This window comes from Bacillus cereus group sp. RP29 (assembly GCF_040459765.1).
Taxonomy (GTDB): Bacteria; Bacillota; Bacilli; order Bacillales; family Bacillaceae_G; genus Bacillus_A; species Bacillus_A paranthracis.
The window spans coordinates 2,463,631-2,484,237 of sequence record NZ_JARVHN010000001.1 but is presented as its reverse complement, the minus strand read 5'-3'; the positions used below and the strand labels follow the sequence as shown (position 1 = coordinate 2,484,237).

The window sequence follows — 20,607 nt, the reverse complement described above, 5'->3', positions numbered from 1 at the left end:
CTAATTCGCTTTAAAATTATATAACGGCTTAATAATATGCTTTATATCTATTGTCTCTTTCGTATTTTCGATAATTTCATTCATTGGCTTGTATACCATTGGTGCCTCATCAATTGTGCTCTCTGCTACCGATGTAGTCCAAACTTCTGTCATCGTATTTTGGAAGTCCTCTAGACTCAATAATTCTTTAGCCTTCTTACGACTCATGATACGTCCTGCCCCATGCGGACCAGAAAAATTCCAGTCTGGATTACCTTTACCAAATGCAATAATTGAACCATCTCTCATGTTAATTGGAATAATGACTCGTTCATCTTTCTGAGCTGAAATAGCACCTTTTCGTAGAATCATATTTTCTATGTCTATATAGTTATGTATTGTAGTAAATTGATCGGTTACTTTCCAGTCCATTTTCGTAACAATTTCATCAATCATTGCTTTACGATTTAACTCAGCATACTTTTGAGCAATATTCATGTCATTCATATAATCTTTGAATCCCTGTCCTTCTAAATAAGCTAATTCTTTTCGAATATTAGGCTTCTTTATTCCACGTAAAGTTTCTTGTATTTCTTTTTCTCTCCCCTCTTTCATTAATCTCTTAATAATCTCATCTTTCATTGATGTAACATCAATGAGTTGTTCATATGCGAAGTTTTGGTAATACTCTGCTATTTGTTTACCTAAATTACGAGAACCACTATGAATGACAATATATACATTCCCTTTATCGTCCTCATTCAATTCGACAAAATGATTTCCTCCCCCAAGTGTACCAATACTTTTTTGAGCGCGTTGTAATGTAAATGGAGCTCTCACACCATCAAAATCAATCATTTTTGAGAATCGATGTTCTTTATCTCGGATACGAAAACCACTTGGAACGAATTTACGAATTGTTTCATCTAAACAATCGAAATTAATTTCTTCTTTTTTCTTATCAATTACAACAACTTCCATACCACAACCAATGTCTACCCCTACAAGATTAGGAACAATTTTATCTTGTATTGTCATTGTTGTCCCAATCGTACACCCTGCTCCCGCATGTGTATCTGGCATAATACGAATTTGACTATCCTTTACAAATTCTTGGTTACAAAGATCAATAATCTGCCCTGTCGCAGTCTCATCAACGTTATTCGTAAATACTTTCGCTTCATTGTATTTTCCTTGTAATTTCAACATCTTTCATTTCCCCTTCCTTTTGAAAGAATTATTTTATTACGTTGTTTCTATTCTCATCATTACTCTCATCCACCTTCTGCTTTCCATTATATATGTATGATATCCTTCACAATAATAAAAAAAATGATGTTTTATCTTGTTTACATAATATTATTATCATATCCTTGAATTTATACCTACATATGAGTATTCCACGTCCTCAATATCCGTTATATATAACAAAAACTCCCCTTAAATCGAAAATGATTAAGGGGAGTTTTATAGCCGATGAAATTATAATTCCGATTTCACCCGGACAGAAACATTATTTTTAATTATATTTTTGACTTCTTTAAAGCTAACAAAATTGTTACTTTTCTCATCCCAAAGACGGAAACGTAGTGATTGTAAGCTTGTAGCAAGTGTAATTGTTGGTACATTTTTTAACAGAAGCGTATTATTGTGTGCCTCTTCTAGCTTATAATTAGGTACTCTTGGACTTAAATGGTGAACATGATGAAATCCAATATTACCAGTTAAGAATTGCAAGATTTTTGGAAGTTTATAAAATGAACTTCCTTCTACTGCCGCTTTTACATATTCCCAATCTTTATCCTCTTCAAAATAAGAATCCTCAAAAGTGTGCTGTACGTAAAACAGCCAAATCCCTACTGAACCTGCAATTAAGAATATCGTACCATGTACTAATAGAAACGATTGCCATCCTATTGCCCAGCAAAGTATAGCTACTACAGCAACGATAATAATATTCGTCAAATACGTATTCATACGTTCTTTCTGTCTTGCACCTTTTCGGTTAAATCTATTTTTAAGCAAGAAAACATAAATCGGACCTAATCCAAACATAACGAATGGATTGCGATATAAACGATATGCTAAACGAAGTCTAAATGGTGCAGCTACATATTCATCGACTGTAAGCGTCCAAATATCTCCTGTACCTCGCTTATCTAAATTACCACTTGTAGCGTGATGAATCGCATGCTCATGCCCCCATTGATCAAATGGGAATAACGTTAACACACCCATACATGTACCTACTATTCTATTTGCACGTCGACTTTTAAAGAATGAATAATGGGTACAATCATGAAAAATTATGAAAATTCGCGTCATAAAACCAGCAGCTAACAAAGATGGAACTAATGCTAACAGATAAGAAACAGACAAACTTTTATAAGCGAGATACCATAAAACAACAAATGGCACGACTGTGTTAATAAGTTGCCACACACTTTTTTTAATTGTTGATTTTTCATATGGAGCAACTTGTTTTTTTAAATTTTTAGTATTTTCTAATGTCATTTTACTAATTCCTTTCCTTTTTGTTGCTAATTCATATTATAGCATACTATTAGTATCAGGTGTTAAAAGTAGATGTAATAAATATTATTATATACTATAAAATTCTCTTTTTTCTTACTCACTCCTTACAAATTGCTTACGTTTAATAAACAAAAAATTGCCAACCACTCCTCCTAATTAAGGTAAGTGGTTGGCAATCTTTTAACGAGAATGTTTTCTAAATAGATGAATTGCTTCTTCTGGTACGTAAACCTTTCCATTACTTTCTACAACAACACTTCCTAGTTCATAATCTTTATTCTTAATACGAATTATATTTTTGTTAACAAATAATTGAGCTGTTACATTATTATGTTTTACTATGAGTACAGGGTTCGCTACATCAGTTTTATCTATTGTTACAGTTGCACCATTCTGCTTAAAGGCTAATTCACTCTCTACAAATAATTTGTTTGTTACTTCTTCTAAATTAAAGCCCATCGCTTTCGCTATTGTCTTTGCAACGTCCGTGTTTTGAATCAAACCAACTGGCTTTTGAGGGCCGTATGAATATAAAAATACATCCTCACCAGTATGACCTCCTGTTGTAAAGCCTATGTTCGCACGGTTAGCCAATAATGTAGTGAAAATTGGACCTACGTCTATTTTCTTTTTAACCACTTTTAACCTTTCTTTTTCATCATAAGTTAAATTGTCCAACCCGTATAATTTAGCTACCTCTTCTACATTGGATAGATCAGATTTCAAATTATTGATAGTCCCTTCAAGTGTCATTTTCGCTTTTTTCAATGGATCAATATATGCAGAGACCGGCGTAGTATTATAACCTTTTGTCGTATTCATATTGCCAATAGAAATACCGCTATTACCATGGTCCGCTACGGCGATTAGCATCGTATTACCATCTTTTTTTGCAAATCTTAATGCTTCTGCAACTGCATGATCAAATGCTAACACATCACTAATCATCCCAATTGGATCATTCACATGTGCTGCCCAGTCTGGCTTACTTCCTTCCACAAATAAAAAGAACCCATCTTTATCTTTTGATAACGTTTGAATGGCTTTTTCCGTCATTTGCGAAAGTGTTGGTTGCTCCGGATTTATTGCTTCACGATCCATATCAAATGCTAAGGCAATATGTGAGAATGAGCCCCAAATTTTATTAGATTTAGATTTCAATAATGCCTCTTTCGTTTCAATAAAGTCGTAGCCTTTATTTTGAATCACTTTTACTAAATCTTCACCATCTTTTCGAATCCCACTATCTGTCTCAGGTAGAAGTGCTGCTTTTCCCCCGCCTAATACGACATCTATATTTTGATATACTTGTTGCTCCGCGAGCACTTCAAAATTGTTACGATTCACATGATGAGCGGAGAATCCAGCAGGAGTAGCATGCTGAATTTCAGCTGTGGCAACAATTCCAGTTGCGCGACCAGTACGTTTCGCACCTTCTAAAACATTGGCAACTGGACGTAATTTGTCCTCTTCTTTTATTGGTTTTAAGCCAGGTGAACTCACAATAGTAGGTAATACCCCTACATATCCTGAATTCGATTTATTCCCCGTCGCTAATGCTGTAGCTGCTGGAGCTGAGTCTGTTATAGCTGATTCCGCCGAATATGTACGAACTCCTCCTGTTACAATTTCATCTAATGCAAGTGGTTTCCCTTTATACAAGCGAGCTAATGTGGTTGCTGAAGAACTTGTTCCGTCCATAACCATTATGATTACATTTTTCGGTTGGCGTTCTACTTTTTTCACTTTCGCTTCCACCGTATGATCATCCATCATACTTTCAGTACATAACATACTTAGTGTTATCGTTCCTACTAACAGTAACTTCTTCATCTTTAAACCCAATACAAACATGATTGCGCCTCCATTAGTTTCACATTCATTACATACAAAATTCTGACTGCCTACATATGTTTTATTAGTTCCCAATTTTTCTAAAGCTAACAATAGTAACTTTCTCATTCATTACATGTCGGTATAGTTCATCTATCTTATAAAAAAGATTTCCCATCATTAACTTGTTTAACAACAAATCCCCAATTAAAATAAATAAAAATTTATTGTTAAACAATAAATTTCATGGTAAATTAATAAGATATTAAATAAATGAGGTGCTTTTTATGAAACAAGGATCAACACTTTTCTTAAAGACAGCTGTGATTCTAATGGGTATCCCTGTTCTTGCTATGTGCATTTTTTTAGTCCCTAAAATAGGGAATTTCGCTGCTGAATTATATCCCGAAATGGCATATATTAAATATCTTGTATTTATCAATTTATACGCGACAGCAATACCTTATTACTTCGCACTGTACCAAACATTTAAGCTTTTAAACTATATTGATAAAAACAACGCATTCTCAGAGTTGTCTGTTAAAGCTTTAAAAAATATTAAGTACAGCGCACTAGCCATTAGTGTATTATATGTATTAGGTATGCCACTTTTCTATCTTGTGGCAGAGAGAGATGACGCCCCTGGTATTATTGTTATTGGAATGATTATAATTTTTGCTTCAATGGTAATCGCGGTCTTTGCTGCCGTACTCCAAAGACTATTAAAAGATGCGATAGATATAAAATCAGAAAATGATTTAACGGTCTGAGGTGAATAATATGGCAATTATTATTAATATTGATGTAATGTTAGCGAAAAGAAAAATGAGTGTAACAGAGCTTTCGGAGAAGGTTGGAATTACAATGGCTAACCTTTCGATCTTGAAAAATGGAAAAGCAAAAGCAGTCCGTTTTTCAACTTTAGAAGCAATATGTAAAGCATTAGAATGCCAACCAGGAGATATTTTAGAATATCGCCCTGAAGATACCGAATAAAAAGAGTCCTTCATACGAGAAGGACTCTTTTTATTGTACATTACGGCGCAAAGCTAATTTGACCAGTAAACAATAAGATAATTGCGATAATCCAAAATATAAAAAATGATGAGGACAGTATGAATGAAAGAATCGCAATCCCCTTCTTCTCTGTTTTTTTCGTCATTGTAATGATAGAAAATATGATACCTACAACTGTTAGGGCAACTGTAACATAATCTCCCACTATATTACCTGCATTCGCTATCCTTGTCGGTGTAATAAAAACGAACAGAAAACATAAAATGCCGATGAGTAAAGATATGTAGCTTATTATACTGTACTTCTTTTTAGGAACTATTTCAGTTTTCATACTAATCCCCCCTTCTATATAGCTATAAGTTCATATTAGCACAAATAACCATAATTTAGTTAAAACAAAAAAGAGATACAGCGGAAACTTCCACTGTATCTCTTTTTTATTTAATAACTAAACCCGCTATTTCTTCTTTATCATTATAAGTTATAATGAATGTCCGTTGTTCTTTACTATATTTTGCTACAAGAATAACAGTATATAAGCCATCTTTTTCTTCAATCGATTGTTTTTCAATTTTTTCAAATGTACCAGCTTTCTCTATTATAGGTGTAAGATCTTTCATCTTTTCTTCTGACAATGCAGCTTTCATTTTACTATCAAATTTTTCACGCACGTCTTTATACTTTGCCTCATTTAATAATGATACAATTTCTTCCGCCTTTGGAATAAACTTTTTTGACGTACTTTCATCTACTTTATTACCGGTACATGCTGCGAGCGCGAACGCCGCGATAGCACTTATAATAATAAGTAACATTCTTCTCATTTTAATACACCCTTTCTTTTTAAAATGAAACTATAACTAAAAGTGAGTAACGCAAAAATTGCTATTGAAACTTCTGACATAATAATCCCGCTTTTCCCTGGCACATATAGCGATATAATGCCAGCTAATGCATTTACAGTCCCATGGATGAGAATTGCATATACAACATAACGAAATTTCTTTTGGACAACAGCTTGCAATACAATGAAAGAAAGCCCAACATGCAATACCATCGCAAAGATGCGTTCAATACCACCGAGATAATAACTGTCACCATTTTGAATGACTGTTTGTGATAATAATAGGGATATTACTGGGATACCGACTATCAACACCGCCTCAATACCACCATGCCCTGCTCCAAATAAAAAACCAGACTGCCAATCTCGTTGCTTCATAAAATAACGCATTGCGATAAAACGAGCTATCTCTTCAAAAATTCCAGCTGATATACTAAGCAAAACTGCAAATAGTATAGGCTGCATAACAGAAAACATTTGAAAATCTGTGCTAGTTCCATTTAAATAATTTAGCATTGGTATGCGAATCAATATTTGTGATACAACAAAAGCCAATATACCTAACATATATGGAATATAGCGTTTCTTCCAAAAAGCATATAAAAGTGCTATAAGCGGTAAACCAAAGCTAATCATTGTTGTAAAAATAAGACCATTCATCTCGCTTCACCTCTTACTTGAAGTGTATAAAATTGAGTGAAGAAAGTATGTAGTTATTTCTTATTCGGTTTCCTTTTCATCATAGATGGTCATTTCATCTCATTTAATATAAATGTTTGTGTGAAATAAGGACTTACATAAGTTGTTTCTAACGTCGCATTATTTGTTTTATTTATGATTCGTTTTAACGAAAATAGCCCGTACCCTCTAGCACCTTCTTTACTTGAATGGTTTTTCTCATAAATTTTTTGTAAATCAATTGCTTCCCCCTTTGAACTATTACGCACGATAAAATATTGTCGTGAATCCATTTCAAAGAATGCGATTTGTAATATCTTTTCCTCACTACATACTGCTTCCTCAATTGCATTATCTACTAAAACTGAAATGATACGAATAAATGAAATAATCGTCATCGAAACACTTTCAATGTTCTCTGGTATATCAAGCATTACTTTTATTTGTTGCTGCTGAGCAGTGCTAACTTTTGCTCTTAATACGCTTCTTACTTCAGGAATTTGTATGCGAGATAATTTTGCGATATCAAGTTCATGATCATTTATTGTTTTTAATGTGGGAGCAATAACATCGTAGTACACTTGCTCAATTTCTTTCACATTTTTTGTACGTATTCCTTCTTCTAACGATAGTAATACATTCATATAATCATGACGAAAACTAGCAAGCTCATCATGCATATCCTCTAATTTTTCCACATAATCTAATAACTCTTTATCTAAACGTTTTTCATGCTCTTCTCGTAACTTTTCTTTCGATAAATGTGAGCTTATTAGTACGATGATTAGTAATAATAAAAAAATAATAATCGCTGAATTATAACTTACTTCACTGTATTGTTGATTTATTTTTGCTAAAAACTCAGTTGACGGCTGAGTTAAAATTAATTCAATAATAAACCCGATCATTAATAATATATAAGTTACATAGTATAACGGACTACTTACTATATATTGAGCGATTTTTTGAATTCTTTTTCGCGCTACTAAAATACCGATAAAAGTAAGGATTGATACGATAAGATGAATAATACTACCTGTCCATAAATATAAATTGAATGGCGTTAACATAAAGATTTTCATCCCTAAATCTAATAGCAACATTTTCACTAACGTTATAATCACCATACTCACCAGTGCAAAATATACATTATGCTTAAATTTCAATTCATTTTGCATTAATCCTAAACTTATTAAAAATAACACAATCGTACTATTCAATTCTGGATATCTCGTTACTGTTACGACAATAGCAAGTAAAATAATGAATACCGTACTTAAAGCTATTAACATTCTAACTGACAATCTGTTGTATCGGATTAATTGTATATATAAAAACGCATGACACATACTAGTAAGCAGTATTGCAAATAAATCATAAATATACATTACATCTCACCCTTTAACATGTTACGTACTTTACTCACTAAACGCCGTGACACTGGAATGCGTTTCCCGCTTTTTAAAACTATCATTTTTTGTTTCGCATCGTAAGAAGACATTTGCTTCGTATTCACGATATATGACTGATGGCAACGAAATAAACGTTCATCTATTATTTCTATCTCCTTTAATGCTCCATAAAAATAAACGATTCGATCTAACGTCACTAATGCTAACCGGTGCGGTTCATCAGTCATAACATATTCAACTTCATGAAAAGGAACCCGCACAGTGGCATTACTATTTGCAACGATAAAGTCATCCGACGGAATAATATGCTTATTTCTTGCTTCATATTGAAGTAAACATTGTTCAAAAACTTTATATCTCTCCTCGTATGGCAACCCTTTATCAATAAAAGTTAAAGCTGATACCATGTATTGATATGAAATAGGTGCAAATTCAGAATGCGTCGTTACAAACACAATAATTCCTTGCGTATCATACTTTCGTATCTCTTGTGCTACTTGTAACCCTTTACGCTCTTCCCTTTTAATCTCTATATCTAAAAAATAGATTGGAACATACTTCGCCTTCGGAATATTAGTAATAATATTTTCACTTTTACTAGTCACCTCAATAAAATCAAAAGGCAACATATATTTCTCACAAATCTCTTCAACTAACCGCTTCATTTGCTGTGCTTGTATGACATCGTCTTCTAAAATGAAAATACTCATGTAATCACTCGCTTTATTGAAATCTATTATTAGAATAACATGACTACTTACAAATACTGAATAATATTCCCTATATTTTCATATCCAATGATAATTAATATCGCTTTTTCTATATATTAGAAAGGCATTTAAAGTACTAGTATAGAATATAGATTAGAGGTGATTTTTAATGAATAGTATACAAATCGAAATAAATATACTAAATAAATGGATTAAACAATTTCTACCTGAATATGATTTATTCTTTTTCCCTAAAAAGTATGGAGCAGTAGTAAAACATTTCACTTCTAATACTTTACTAATGCCTAAAGAGGAATTTTCTAACCATACCATTTTTAACAATATTAATAGCAGAAATAGTTATCAAGTATGGAATATTCATAAGGACATTCAATTTGTTTGTGTAGCAAACCCTAGTTTGATTATGCAATGGGACAAAGAAACACGCGAAAGTATTTTCCGAATTCAATTTGAAGTTAATAGAGGCTCTATTTATGAATGGGATATGATTGAATGTGTACTAGAGGATATACCATCTCCTTCAAGTAAAACGGCCATATTACAACATGTATCTCCTTATTCATTTACATATGATTCGAAGCGTTATATAAGTATGCAAAAATCACTATGGGATAACTTACATAAAGAGTTTCAATATAAATTTTTACTTTTATTAACAAAACAATTTGTTTATCAAACTTCATTAAGTAAAGAGCAAATCAAAAAATTCGAAAATAGTTTCCCCCATATCGCTCCCTATTTTAATAGTTTTTCAAGTGTAAACGGAGCAAATTGTCTTGCAGCTACTTTAGCGAGTATTTGTAGTGAAAAATCTGAGGCAAAATGGATTATTACGAAATGGGTACATGATAATAGCTTTCTAAAAGGTTTACAAATAAAACAGTATCGATTAAAATCAGCTTCTATCGATTCTTTACAACCTAGCGATATCCTTGTTTGGAAAAATGAAAAGAACAAAGTACTACATGCCTCTTTTCATCTAGGCGGCGGCTATTTCTTTAATAAAAATGGACAATCATTTTTTAATCCATGGCAATTGGTACATATAGAAAGCTTGTTGAATACATGGGAGAACGAACGTATTGAAGTGTATAGAAAATAAAGATGCAATACTCTAAAAAATTAAGACTGTATCTTCAAATGGAAAGATACAGTCTTTAATAATCACTTATTTTTAAAAAAAACTCTCTATCAATCACTACCTGAAAAAATTCCGAGTAATGCGATAAAGAATAATCTGCTACATCACAACTCCCTTGAAACACACATGTTGAAATACCTAACTCTTTTGCAGGTATTAAATCTAACTCCCTGTCTCCAGTAGCTAAATCAATATTATGCTTTTTATGCAGATGATCATAAGCTAACGAATTCGGTTTTCGGGGGAATCCATCGTCAATTGTAACCATGTCGACGAAGTATTTGTCCCAGCCGTAATATTCTAAAATTTCCATAACCCCCGCCCTATGTTTATGAGTCATAATCACATTTTTATCCGCATATTTCAAAATCTCTTCAACACCTCCAAAAGGTTTCATATCTTTTGGAGTGATTTTCCCCTTCAAAATTTTAATCTGTTCTTCCTGTTCGCATGAAATATTATAATACTGAATTGCATGAGAATAGGATGTTTTTAAGTTTTTGTATATTTCTTGTTTATCTACTGTATCACCTAATATTTCAGAAAGAAGTTTTGTATAAACTGGATACGTATCAAATAACGTACCATCAAAATCCCATAAAATATTCATTATGCCCACCTTCTATTTTCAAATCATTTGATGATTAAATCCGCCCAATCCTTCGGCAATTCCGTTTCTAAGTAATAATCCTCTGCTTTCCAATACCTATTCTCAAACTTTGAAAGGTTTTTCTGTGTTTTCTTACTCTCGCGTAGAAATCTTGTCTCTCTTGGACAATCCAAGTACACCATATAATGAAAGAAATCTCTCCATTCTTTTCGCTGTAGAAAAACACCTTCAATTACAATTACGCCTACTATGGGAATCTGTACTTTCTTCATTTCACATGAGTCTACCTCATCATTATAGAACGGTAATTTCAGTCTCGTTTCATTTTGTAACTTTTGAAAAAACTTTTGCCGAAGCCACTCAATATCCCATTGCAAATAATAATACTCATACCATTCTTCAAATCCGGTATCATAGCGTTTATTACGCTCCACTATATGATCATCAATATGAAAAATATGAAACGGAATGCTTTCCTGTTTCATATTTTCCTTTAAATTTGCAACAAATGTTGTTTTTCCTGAACGACTTAAACCATCTATACCTAAAATGAACCTATTTTCTTTATGCTTCTTCATAACATTTATCAATTCACTCGTACTCATTATTTCTTCCACTCTTCTTTTAATAAAGAATATAAAATCGTATCATGCGCAACTCCATTTTGAATCATATGTTTTCGAAGTAATCCTTCTTCTTGAAATCCTGCTTTACTTAATAATTTTTGAGAAGCTTTATTCTCTACATATACAACAGCAGCAATTCTTATAAGTTGCAACGTTTCAAACCCGTAAGCTAAAATCGCCTGTAACGCTTCCGAGGCGTATCCTTGTCCCCAATATGTATCGTCTAATTCATAACCAATTTCAGCTCGCTTATGATGATGGTTAATTAAATGAAAACCGCACGTTCCGATTAATTGGCCCGTCCCCTTTTTCTCTATTCCCCAGCGAAATACACTTCCCTCTTCATAACGATTTTTAAACGTTTGAATCGTTGTTTTCGCTTGCTCAATATTTTCGAAAGAATCCATTCCGAAATAACGTATTACAGATTCTTTTGAAAAATAATGGAACATCGTTTCTGCATCTAACAGTGTTAGTTCTCTTAATTGTAAACGTTCTGTTTCTAGTTTCGGAAATCCCATCTCTTTTTCTCCTTCTATTCTAATGAACTGCAAATTTCAATATAATTTCCATCTGGATCAGCAATATATGCAATGGTTTGCCCCACGGCTTTACAATTGGTTCAACTAAAACCGTAATACCTTGTTCTCTAAGTTGCTCAATCGTTTCTTGTACATTTTTGACAACGAATCCTAATTCAAAATGAGAAGATTGTAACTCGCCTTCTGTAAGTGGTAATCCTGTTAATTCTTTCACATCTTGCCGCGTATTCATTGCTAATATTGTAGATCCCGTATTAAATTCAATATATGTACCGTGCTCTGATTTTATAGGTAACTGTAAAATATCTTTATAGAATTTTAAACATTCCTCAAACTTTTCTACATATAAAATGATGTACTTCATTTTCAAATTCATTTTACATCCCCCTTTATATCCATCCTTAAAATTTCGACAAAAGTCTCATAAAAACCTTGTTTCCTATAGTAACGAGCACAAAAAAATGAGGCCGATTTCTCGGCCTCCCAGCTTATTGGCATAAAACAGGAGATTTGGTTTGGACATAACCAGTTCGTACTCTTATTATATTTTATTTTTTCTGAATTTTAAATACATTAAACACCTATTTATATTGAGAAAGTTTTTTCGCTTGCATAAAATTAATGAGTTTAAGAAATGCTACAAATGGAGGTGTATACATATGGAACCAATGCTATGTCCAAGTTGTAAAACGAACCGCACTCGCTTTAATATTCTTGAGCAACAAGTAAAACCAGTCAAATTAAATCCACAAACTGGTCAAGTAGAAGAAGAATATACAAATGAAACGATGAACGCTTTTCATATGGCCTATCAAGGACCTACTTACAGAGTCCAATGCGCTGTATGTGGGCTTGTTGAAAATCCTGAACAATTTATTAAACCTGCTCAAAATCAGTCTTTCTAATAAAAACATGATTATCCCTTGTAGAAATAGATTTTTCTATAAGGGATTTTTTCGTTTTATACTTTAATAAAAAACGTGTTTCTTCCTTATTATAAGTTACACCCCACATCTTTTTAGTCATCTTTTATTTTTTGATCCTCAATATGAATCTTTTTTCTTCATTTATTATTTTCAGGGTAAATTATTGCGGCTTTGATATTGTTAATTTTATGCCTTCATATAGATTTTTATTATATAAAAAAGAGTGAGCAAAAATACGATTATATAGAAACAAAAGAAGTTGATTCCCATATTTAATTACCTCTTTACAAAATCAACTTCTTTTCAACTCCACTTTTTATTATAATATTTCACTTTTTAATTTCTTGATTTTCCAAGAAAGTCTTATAAAGAAGTACATCCACATACCACCTGTAAGACCGGTCATAACTTTCGCCCACATTGGCACTCTTGATTCCATCGGGCTTAAAAAACAGATTATACATTGATGGTAATAAACTTGCTGATATAATAACAAGGAATAACAATAATTCATTTAGTTTTTGTATCCTCGTCTCCTTTTCTGAGTAAATATCAGGCAATTCATTTACTTCTTCTACTTCTTTACAAAAATAATTCCATCTTGTGAAACTTGTTACGCGTTTCCAACCTGACATTTCGTATATTTCGAAATATTCTTGTTGTTGTTCTTTCGAATCTCTATAAACCAATCTAAAATCAGCTTTGTACATTACATCTTTTGGCTCCGTTTTCTGAAACGTATACATTAAATTATATTTTTGTAATGCCCAACCTTGCTGATGCATCTTTCGTAAAAAAGCTTCTTCTTTTTCTAAATTCCATGCCATAAAAAATTTGAATACCCTTTTTGTCTCCATCTTCCATTCACTCCCCTAATATACTATTCCCATTCCTTACAGATCTCTGCAACCTGTTATACTCTAGCTCTAACACTTCTTTACCAAGTGGCGTTAACTCATAGCACTTCTTTCTATCTGTTGAGGCAACTTCAATAATTAATTTCTCTTTTAATAACTTCGTCGTATTCCCGTATAAAGTTCCAGGACCGAGTTTTACTTCTCCATTTGTCATCTCTTCTACCATTTGCATAATTCCATAACCGTGCATTGGTTTCACTAGTGATAACAATATGTAATATGTCGCCTCAGTTAACGGAATATATTTTCTCGCTTTCGTATTCATTATAACCACCTCCGATACATCGCTTCATGATATATCGACTTGCGATACATCGTATACCGATATTGTATATTCACATTCCAAAATATGCAAGATTATAATTTAATAATTGAATATTTATTTCTTTGAATTGAAAAATCATATAAATTTTCTGAATAATTTGTTAAAATATAGAAATATCCGTTTATATTTTGAAAGGAATGATATATATGATAAATAAATTGAAGGAAAATATAGGATCAGTTTTTGTAGGTAAAGAAAATGTTATCGATCTATTAATTGTTTCCTTGCTTGCTGACGGTCATGTACTTCTTGAGGATGTACCTGGTACTGGGAAAACGTTACTTGCGAAAACACTTTCAAAAAGTATTGGTGGTAATTTTTCTCGCGTTCAATTTACACCGGATGTACTTCCGAGTGATGTGACAGGTATTGAATATTTCAATCCGAAAACGAGCGAATTCGAGTTAAGACTCGGACCAGTCGTGGCAAACATTCTACTGGCAGATGAAATTAACCGTGCAATGCCGAGAACACAGTCTAGTTTATTAGAAGCGATGGAAGAACGACAAGTGACGCTTGAAAAGCAGTCAACTCCTCTTCCAAAACCGTTCTTTGTTATTGCGACGCAAAATCCAATTGAATCACAAGGAACGTTCCCTCTTCCAGATGCACAGCTTGATCGCTTTTTAATGACAATTTCTATAGGTTATCCGAATTCTGAAGATGAACTACAAATGATGCGACGTTTTCGTAACGATGCACCACTAGAAAGTGTCACATCTGTTATTACTTTAGATGATATTTTAGAGGCACAGAAACGAGTAAAAGAGATTTTCGTATCAGAACCGTTAGAACATTACATTATTAAACTTGCTCATGCTACAAGAAATCATGATTATATCGCTAACGGTGTAAGTCCGCGTGCCACACTTGCTTTAGTACGTGCAGTTCAAGCGCTAGCCTTTTTACGCGGGAGAGAATATTGCACACCAGAAGATATACAATTGTTAGTTCCTTCTGTTTGGAATCACCGTATCATCTTATCAATGGAAGGCGCATTACGTACGACAAAAAATGAAATGATGCAAAAGATTTTAAAAGAGGTTGACGTACCAGTGGAGATTGAGCAAACATGAATGGACAGCGCGTTGTAACTGTACCTTTATTTTTTCAACTTCATATTATTCAACTATCTGTTCCAGGCGCGATACTATTTACATTTTTTATGCCGCAACGAATCATTATGTTTTTCTTTTTCTTCTACTATTTATTTGCGATTTTCATTTATAAATATGTCGCATATATAGAGAAACAGTTTCAAGTGCTAAACGAGAAACAAACAACTCGTTTATTTCCTAATGAATCTGGACAGTTTTTTATTCATTTAAAAAATGGAGCAAACATACCACTCGTTAACGGTGTTTGTTATTTTCATTTAGACCCGTCCCTACTACCGAATAAAGATCAAGGAATTGAACAAATATCAAAAACACTATTCTCTTTCCCATTTTCACAACCTGCTCATTCAGCGCAAAAATGGGATTTATCATTAACTGCAACGAAGCGTGGCGTGTTTCAAATTGAACAGTTCGAATGTGTTTTGAAAGATCCTTTTCATTTATTATCTGTACATTTACCTGTATTTGATAAATTAAGAACTGAAATTATTGTGTATCCATCACCTAAAGAAGTAGCAGATTTGCAAGAACTTCAGCAACTTTTAAATGGAGCTTATCGAACGAATTTTTCTTTTTACAATGATGAAACATCTATTATCGGTGTGAAACGGTACGAACGTGAGTCTTTCCGTTCCATTCATTGGAAAGCATCTGCCAAAATGCAGGAATTACAAGCAAAGCAATATGAGCCTGTTAAAAATTATAGTTGGACAATTTGTCTTTCATTAGCTGCTGATCGCGGGTTTGGTTGGAAAGATAATATAGAAGACCTTATTTCATTTGCAACATACATTTGTCAATATGCTACGAAGCATCAAATACCGTTTGAATTATTTATTAGTGTATTAGCTGAAGGTGGCCCTCTGCACTTACCATTAAATGAAGGACAAACACATTACGCAAAAGCTTTAGAGGAATTGGCACGTATTTCAGACGATAGCACACTAATTCCGAAACAAGGATTTCTCCATTATACAAATAGAAAAGGAGAACGATCATCTACAATGATTTACATTGGCTTGCAGAAGAATGACCTCTCTCTTCTATCGCAACCTACGTTTCTCATAAATAACGAAGGGATGGTGGAAAAGCTTGAAAACTTGGCTCTATCACGTTAATGACTTTATTCTGCTGCTCCTCCTTTCGTTATTAACAGAAAGGGACGAACTTGTTGCTATTGCTATATTTTTAGCACTAAGCTATATTGGTGTATTTCTAATCCATACATTCACGAAGAAAAAAACGACTGGATTTGTCATACTGTTAATGACTCAAATAATCGGTTGTTCTATCTTTCTCCCGTTCTCTCTATTTGGCACAATTATGTTACCGCTTTTCTTCTTTATCGTACATGTAGTTGGACCAGGATACCCAGTTCAAAAATCGTTAGGTGGTATTGTTTGGTTTGGTGTTTCAGCTATATTTTATGCGCCTTTTCCACCACTCGGGAAACTATTACTATTAGTTATACACATTATGATTACATTTTGGTTAACTGGAGCAAATCGTAATCAACAGTTATTACGTTTCGCTTCTATTATTACGATTGGTGTAATGAGTATAGTACTTATTCAAGTGTTTCCTTTCATTCGGCTTGTTTTTTCATTTATCATAGAAGCAGTTGCATTAGGGTTCGGATACGCTATCAATCCATTATTTTCAGCAGCCGTGTTAAAAGAAACAGATGATTTTTGGTCGAATAAAGGAAATCTAAAAGACCCTACAATTAAGGATGATTTGGAGCCACGTTCTTTTGATCCAACTCTTATAAATAGCATTACCATATTAGTTTGTACACTCATTGCTATTTATGTCGTTTGGAAAATAATAAAAAAACGAAAACAATTAAGTTTACCAAATATACCTGTCTTTGAATCTACTATCATCACTGATAAAGAAGGAATGAGCCAAAAACGTTTGAAACGAAACAAACCGCCACATAACGAAATTCGAAAAGAGATTTTTAAGCTTGAAAGTAAGTTAACTCCCCCTTTAAATAGAAATCGAGGAGAAACTATTGAGGCATGGTTAGATAGAATAAATAGTGAAGAAGATGTAAATATTCAGAGTCATATTATTAGTAATGCTTATAATACAGTGCGTTATTCAAATGAGGAAAACATCGTACTTTTGCAGGAATTTAAGGATGAAATTCATAAGCTTTACATGTATCAGAAGGATTTAAAGAAAAGGAAAAAATAATACAACAAAAAGACTCCTATTTTCATAGGAGTCTTTTTATACTTCTACCTTACTTTTTAAATTGAGGCGTTTTTCCCTGCTTCAATCTCTAATGACTCTTCATGCCACCAAAGTGTTTCTTCAGGATCTTCTTTAGCAATTTGGTGTGCTTCTTTTTTCGATTCTACTGTAGGATATGAACCTTTTAGCGCACGTCCTGATGTTGTAACGAATAGTACACTAAATACAACTAATCCAATAATACTTACACCTGTTAAATAAAATGCCGGTGCAAGCGGGTTACCGGTTGCATGAACTAAGTATGAACATACAAGTGGTGTTGTACCACCAAATATCGATACAGAAATATTAAATGAGATTGAAAGTGCTCGATAACGTACATCAGTGAAAAAGAGTGATGGTAATAATGAAGGTAATGTTCCTTCATATACACTTAGGAAGAAACCTAATACGAAAATACCTGCAAATATAGCTGCAATATGCCCGTTACCTATTAGTAAAAATGCTGGAATTGCAAATACAGTTAAACCAAGTAAACCAATTTGCACGACGCGTTTATTACCAATTTTATCACTTAATTTACCGAAATATAGTGCTAGTGGAATCATAAGTGCCATCGTAATAGAAATAATTAGTAAGCCTGTTGTTTCTTCGACTTTAAGTACTTGAGTTAGATAAGAAGGAATATACGAAAGAATCATATAATTTGTAATATTAAAGAAGGCGACAATTACTGTGCTTAATAAGAAGTCTTTTTTGTGGTATTTCATAATATCCATAAATGAAAATTGTTCATTGTCTTCAGATTCCTCTTGTGCTTTTTCCATCTCTTCAAAGATGGGAGATTCATCTAAATGACGGCGTAAGTATAAACCGACCAAACCAATTGGTGCAGCTATTAAGAAAGGAATACGCCAGCCCCAGCTGAGCATTTGTTCATCTGTTAACAATAACGTCAAAATGGTAACAATTACCGATGCAGCAATGTAACCTGAGAGTGTTCCAATTTCAAGACCACTACCGAGTATACCACGCTTTTTATCTGGAGAAGATTCTGCGATATAAACCATTGCTCCTGAATATTCGCCGCCTGTAGAGAAGCCTTGAATCATTCGGGCAACTAAAAGTAGTATTGGTGCCCATACACCAATTTGTTCATAGGTTGGTAGTAATGCGATGAATAATGTAGAAAGTGCCATTAAAATAATAGTAGTACTTAACACGATTTTTCGGCCGTACTTATCTCCTATACTACCAAAGAATACACCTCCGATTGGTCGAACGAGGAAGGCCGCTGCAAATGTACCGAATGTAAGTACAAGTTGCAATCCACTATTATCAACACCTGAGAAGAATAATTGACTTAAAATTACCGCTAAATACGCGTATAATCCGAAGTCAAACCACTCCATTGCGTTCCCTATACCAGTAGCAACTACTGCTTTCCTGGCTTGTTTAGGATTGACAATATTAACGTCTTGAGGTTCAAAATTCAAATCATTATTTTGTTGCATATAATAAAACAGCTCCTTATTTAATTTAACTTCTTTAAGCACACCTTCTCTTATTGAATAAAATTAATTCGAAGCACTTAAGGAAAATTAACGTCTCCTTATCTGTTATTATTGTTTCACATAATTAATTATTTGTCCAATGAGATGCTCTCTAGGTTAAGTAATTTACTATTTTAAAAAGCTGAAGAAGCCGCTAAAATAGAGACTTCTTCAGCTTTTTATATTTTTTTATATTTTTTTAAATACTTGCTGTAGCAGCTATGTTATGAACACAAGAAATAAACTCATAAATGAATGCGTCAATTTCCTCTTTCGTAATAATATACGGCGGAAGTAATCGAATAATATTCCCTTGTGTTACATCGACCAACATTCCTTTATTCATTAACTCAATCTGTAATTTCTTCACATTTTCATTCGTGTCATTCACACTTATCCCAAACATCATCCCCGCATGACGCACTTCCTGAATATAATAAGAATTTTCTTTCTGAATGTCTTGCAGTTTGTCATTCAAATATAGTGACGTTTCATATGCTTCTTGCATTAAACCATCGTCAAGTAATGTATTTAATACAGTTAAACCTAAAGCCGTTCCTATTGATGAATGAGCAAATGTGGTGCCGTGATCTCCTGGCGCAAATACATCACATAACTTTTCACCTACAATAATTCCGCCAAGTGGTATCCCGCCTCCTGCTCCTTTACCAATTTGAATAATATGTGGTGTAATATTGAAATTTTGATAAGCAAATAGTTTTCCCGTTCTCCCCATACCACTTTGAACTTCATCAACGATAAGTAGTACATTATATTTCTCACATAAATTTTGAACACCATGTAAATATTCACCCGATAATGGATAAATTCCCCCGCTTCCTAATACAGGTTCTAACATAATTGCAATTGGATTTTCATGAATTATTGTCTCTTCTAATTGCTCTATATTCTCGCGCTCAACTTCATATACTGGGATCGATGTTTTCGGGAAATTTTGATATACACTTTCTTGTCTTGTAAAATGAAGTGCCCCCAACGTACGCCCGTGGAAACTATTCTTCAACACTACAATTCCTTCACGTTCTTCATGCATAATAGCTCTATATTTATCAATTAATTTTAACGTCGTTTCTGTCGCTTCCGTACCTGAGTTTGTAAAAAAGACCTTTCCGTTTTTTAAAGAGCAATCAACTAATTTCTTTGCATATTCAATCGCAACTGGATTTAAAAAATGAAACGGTAAATGCAACGACTTCGTAACTTGATCCATTGTTGTTTGTACGATTTTCGGGTGATTGTATCCTAATACATTTACTCCGACACCAGAAAATAAGTCTATATACTCTTTACCATCCACATCATACAGTTTACACCCTGCTCCTCTTTCTATCGCAAGCTTTGTACGACAGTACGTTGACATCATATACTCTTTATCTAATTGAAACCAATCCGACATGTTACATTCCTCCTAGTTATTTTCCCTGTTTTATTTATGTTCATTTTCTATAAAGTCATGTATAAATTCATTTTTAAGATTGAAATTTTAATAGTAATGTTCTTCCCGATATTCATTTTTCCATAATTTCTTCTATTTCAACAGGTCCACTACATACGCGTTTTTCTCATCTAGCGGTCTGTAACTAGTTTGAACTTAGCG

General features: G+C 33.3%; 21 protein-coding genes and 2 pseudogenes. 7 read left to right on the top strand and 16 right to left on the bottom strand.

What is annotated here, in order from left to right:
• The 3 genes from QCI47_RS13215 to QCI47_RS13205 all read right to left on the bottom strand — a co-directional run bounded on the left by QCI47_RS13215 (nucleotide 1) and on the right by QCI47_RS13205 (nucleotide 4,368).
• Nucleotides 1-1,188, bottom strand: coding sequence for an RtcB family protein (locus tag QCI47_RS13215; protein ID WP_061130957.1), 1,188 nt, complete (start codon nucleotides 1,186-1,188; stop codon nucleotides 1-3).
• Nucleotides 1,189-1,461: 273 nt separating this feature from the next.
• Complete coding sequence (gene desA / locus QCI47_RS13210) at nucleotides 1,462-2,493, bottom strand: Delta(5) desaturase DesA (RefSeq protein ID WP_061130956.1); 1,032 nt, start codon at nucleotides 2,491-2,493, stop codon at nucleotides 1,462-1,464.
• A 201-nt stretch (nucleotides 2,494-2,694) separates the two neighbouring features.
• The gene (locus QCI47_RS13205; RefSeq protein ID WP_309423179.1) at nucleotides 2,695-4,368 is read right to left on the bottom strand and encodes an alkaline phosphatase; all 1,674 of its coding nucleotides are present in this window, start codon (nucleotides 4,366-4,368) and stop codon (nucleotides 2,695-2,697) included.
• A 266-nt stretch (nucleotides 4,369-4,634) separates the two neighbouring features.
• On the opposite strand from QCI47_RS13205, the gene QCI47_RS13200 reads away from it, so the two are divergent.
• Both QCI47_RS13200 and QCI47_RS13195 read left to right on the top strand, forming a co-directional pair.
• The gene (locus QCI47_RS13200; protein ID WP_076874392.1) at nucleotides 4,635-5,117 is read left to right on the top strand and encodes a DUF2975 domain-containing protein; all 483 of its coding nucleotides are present in this window, start codon (nucleotides 4,635-4,637) and stop codon (nucleotides 5,115-5,117) included.
• Nucleotides 5,118-5,127: 10 nt separating this feature from the next.
• Nucleotides 5,128-5,343 carry a helix-turn-helix domain-containing protein gene (locus QCI47_RS13195; protein ID WP_000974625.1) on the top strand — a complete coding sequence of 72 codons (216 nt, stop codon included), beginning with the start codon at nucleotides 5,128-5,130 and terminating at the stop codon, nucleotides 5,341-5,343.
• A 40-nt stretch (nucleotides 5,344-5,383) separates the two neighbouring features.
• Here the strand turns inward: QCI47_RS13195 and QCI47_RS13190 are convergent, their stop codons facing one another.
• The 5 genes from QCI47_RS13190 to QCI47_RS13170 all read right to left on the bottom strand — a co-directional run bounded on the left by QCI47_RS13190 (nucleotide 5,384) and on the right by QCI47_RS13170 (nucleotide 9,008).
• The gene (locus tag QCI47_RS13190) at nucleotides 5,384-5,695 is read right to left on the bottom strand and encodes a hypothetical protein (RefSeq protein ID WP_000845552.1); all 312 of its coding nucleotides are present in this window, start codon (nucleotides 5,693-5,695) and stop codon (nucleotides 5,384-5,386) included.
• Nucleotides 5,696-5,801: 106 nt separating this feature from the next.
• Nucleotides 5,802-6,188 carry a DUF3887 domain-containing protein gene (locus QCI47_RS13185; RefSeq protein WP_001253792.1) on the bottom strand — a complete coding sequence of 129 codons (387 nt, stop codon included), beginning with the start codon at nucleotides 6,186-6,188 and terminating at the stop codon, nucleotides 5,802-5,804.
• A complete protein-coding gene (locus tag QCI47_RS13180) occupies nucleotides 6,185-6,868 on the bottom strand; it encodes a YhfC family intramembrane metalloprotease (protein WP_001013700.1) in 684 nt (227 codons plus the stop codon). Before QCI47_RS13180 ends, QCI47_RS13185 begins: the two co-directional genes overlap by 4 nt.
• An 89-nt stretch (nucleotides 6,869-6,957) precedes the next feature.
• Nucleotides 6,958-8,274: a GHKL domain-containing protein gene (locus QCI47_RS13175; protein WP_076867647.1), complete on the bottom strand. Its 1,317-nt coding sequence runs from the start codon at nucleotides 8,272-8,274 to the stop codon at nucleotides 6,958-6,960.
• On the bottom strand, nucleotides 8,274-9,008 hold the full coding sequence (locus QCI47_RS13170; RefSeq protein WP_000021630.1) for a response regulator transcription factor: 735 nt from the start codon (nucleotides 9,006-9,008) through the stop codon (nucleotides 8,274-8,276). Before QCI47_RS13170 ends, QCI47_RS13175 begins: the two co-directional genes overlap by 1 nt.
• Nucleotides 9,009-9,177: 169 nt before the next feature.
• On the opposite strand from QCI47_RS13170, the gene QCI47_RS13165 reads away from it, so the two are divergent.
• A complete protein-coding gene (locus QCI47_RS13165) occupies nucleotides 9,178-10,131 on the top strand; it encodes a hypothetical protein (RefSeq protein WP_001084811.1) in 954 nt (317 codons plus the stop codon).
• A 55-nt stretch (nucleotides 10,132-10,186) separates the two neighbouring features.
• Here the strand turns inward: QCI47_RS13165 and QCI47_RS13160 are convergent, their stop codons facing one another.
• From QCI47_RS13160 to QCI47_RS13145, 4 genes and pseudogenes are all read right to left on the bottom strand, one after another.
• Nucleotides 10,187-10,780, bottom strand: coding sequence for an HAD-IA family hydrolase (locus QCI47_RS13160; protein WP_048557992.1), 594 nt, complete (start codon nucleotides 10,778-10,780; stop codon nucleotides 10,187-10,189).
• A gap of 23 nt (nucleotides 10,781-10,803) precedes the next feature.
• A complete protein-coding gene (locus QCI47_RS13155; protein WP_000107741.1) occupies nucleotides 10,804-11,385 on the bottom strand; it encodes a kinase in 582 nt (193 codons plus the stop codon).
• A complete protein-coding gene (locus tag QCI47_RS13150) occupies nucleotides 11,385-11,927 on the bottom strand; it encodes a GNAT family N-acetyltransferase (protein ID WP_000506659.1) in 543 nt (180 codons plus the stop codon). The genes QCI47_RS13155 and QCI47_RS13150 overlap by 1 nt, the downstream gene beginning before the upstream one ends.
• A gap of 14 nt (nucleotides 11,928-11,941) precedes the next feature.
• Nucleotides 11,942-12,324, bottom strand: a pseudogene (locus tag QCI47_RS13145) (VOC family protein).
• Nucleotides 12,325-12,607: 283 nt separating this feature from the next.
• On the opposite strand from QCI47_RS13145, the gene QCI47_RS13140 reads away from it, so the two are divergent.
• Nucleotides 12,608-12,853 (top strand): hypothetical protein, encoded by a 246-nt coding sequence (locus QCI47_RS13140; RefSeq protein WP_000433609.1) that lies wholly within the window; start codon nucleotides 12,608-12,610, stop codon nucleotides 12,851-12,853.
• Nucleotides 12,854-13,193: 340 nt separating this feature from the next.
• On the opposite strand, the pseudogene QCI47_RS13135 reads toward QCI47_RS13140, so the two are convergent.
• Nucleotides 13,194-13,731 (bottom strand): annotated as a pseudogene (locus QCI47_RS13135) (DUF2812 domain-containing protein).
• 7 nt (nucleotides 13,732-13,738) lie between these two features.
• Nucleotides 13,739-14,056 carry a PadR family transcriptional regulator gene (locus QCI47_RS13130; protein ID WP_001092638.1) on the bottom strand — a complete coding sequence of 106 codons (318 nt, stop codon included), beginning with the start codon at nucleotides 14,054-14,056 and terminating at the stop codon, nucleotides 13,739-13,741.
• A 206-nt stretch (nucleotides 14,057-14,262) separates the two neighbouring features.
• Here QCI47_RS13130 and QCI47_RS13125 point away from each other — a divergent pair, with 206 nt between their 5' ends.
• Genes QCI47_RS13125 through QCI47_RS13115 form a run of 3 tightly spaced genes read left to right on the top strand, consistent with a single transcriptional unit; the run spans nucleotide 14,263 to nucleotide 17,436 of the window.
• Nucleotides 14,263-15,192, top strand: a complete 930-nt coding sequence (locus QCI47_RS13125) for an AAA family ATPase (RefSeq protein ID WP_048557995.1) — start codon at nucleotides 14,263-14,265, stop codon at nucleotides 15,190-15,192.
• Complete coding sequence (locus QCI47_RS13120) at nucleotides 15,189-16,352, top strand: DUF58 domain-containing protein (protein ID WP_074543281.1); 1,164 nt, start codon at nucleotides 15,189-15,191, stop codon at nucleotides 16,350-16,352. The genes QCI47_RS13125 and QCI47_RS13120 overlap by 4 nt, the downstream gene beginning before the upstream one ends.
• Nucleotides 16,327-17,436 carry a DUF4018 domain-containing protein gene (locus QCI47_RS13115; protein ID WP_353811816.1) on the top strand — a complete coding sequence of 370 codons (1,110 nt, stop codon included), beginning with the start codon at nucleotides 16,327-16,329 and terminating at the stop codon, nucleotides 17,434-17,436. The genes QCI47_RS13120 and QCI47_RS13115 overlap by 26 nt, the downstream gene beginning before the upstream one ends.
• Before the next feature lie 56 nt (nucleotides 17,437-17,492).
• Here the strand turns inward: QCI47_RS13115 and QCI47_RS13110 are convergent, their stop codons facing one another.
• A complete protein-coding gene (locus tag QCI47_RS13110) occupies nucleotides 17,493-18,950 on the bottom strand; it encodes an MFS transporter (protein WP_309423182.1) in 1,458 nt (485 codons plus the stop codon).
• A 238-nt stretch (nucleotides 18,951-19,188) separates the two neighbouring features.
• A complete protein-coding gene (locus QCI47_RS13105; RefSeq protein WP_001286490.1) occupies nucleotides 19,189-20,406 on the bottom strand; it encodes an aspartate aminotransferase family protein in 1,218 nt (405 codons plus the stop codon).
• Nucleotides 20,407-20,607: the final 201 nt, after the last annotated feature.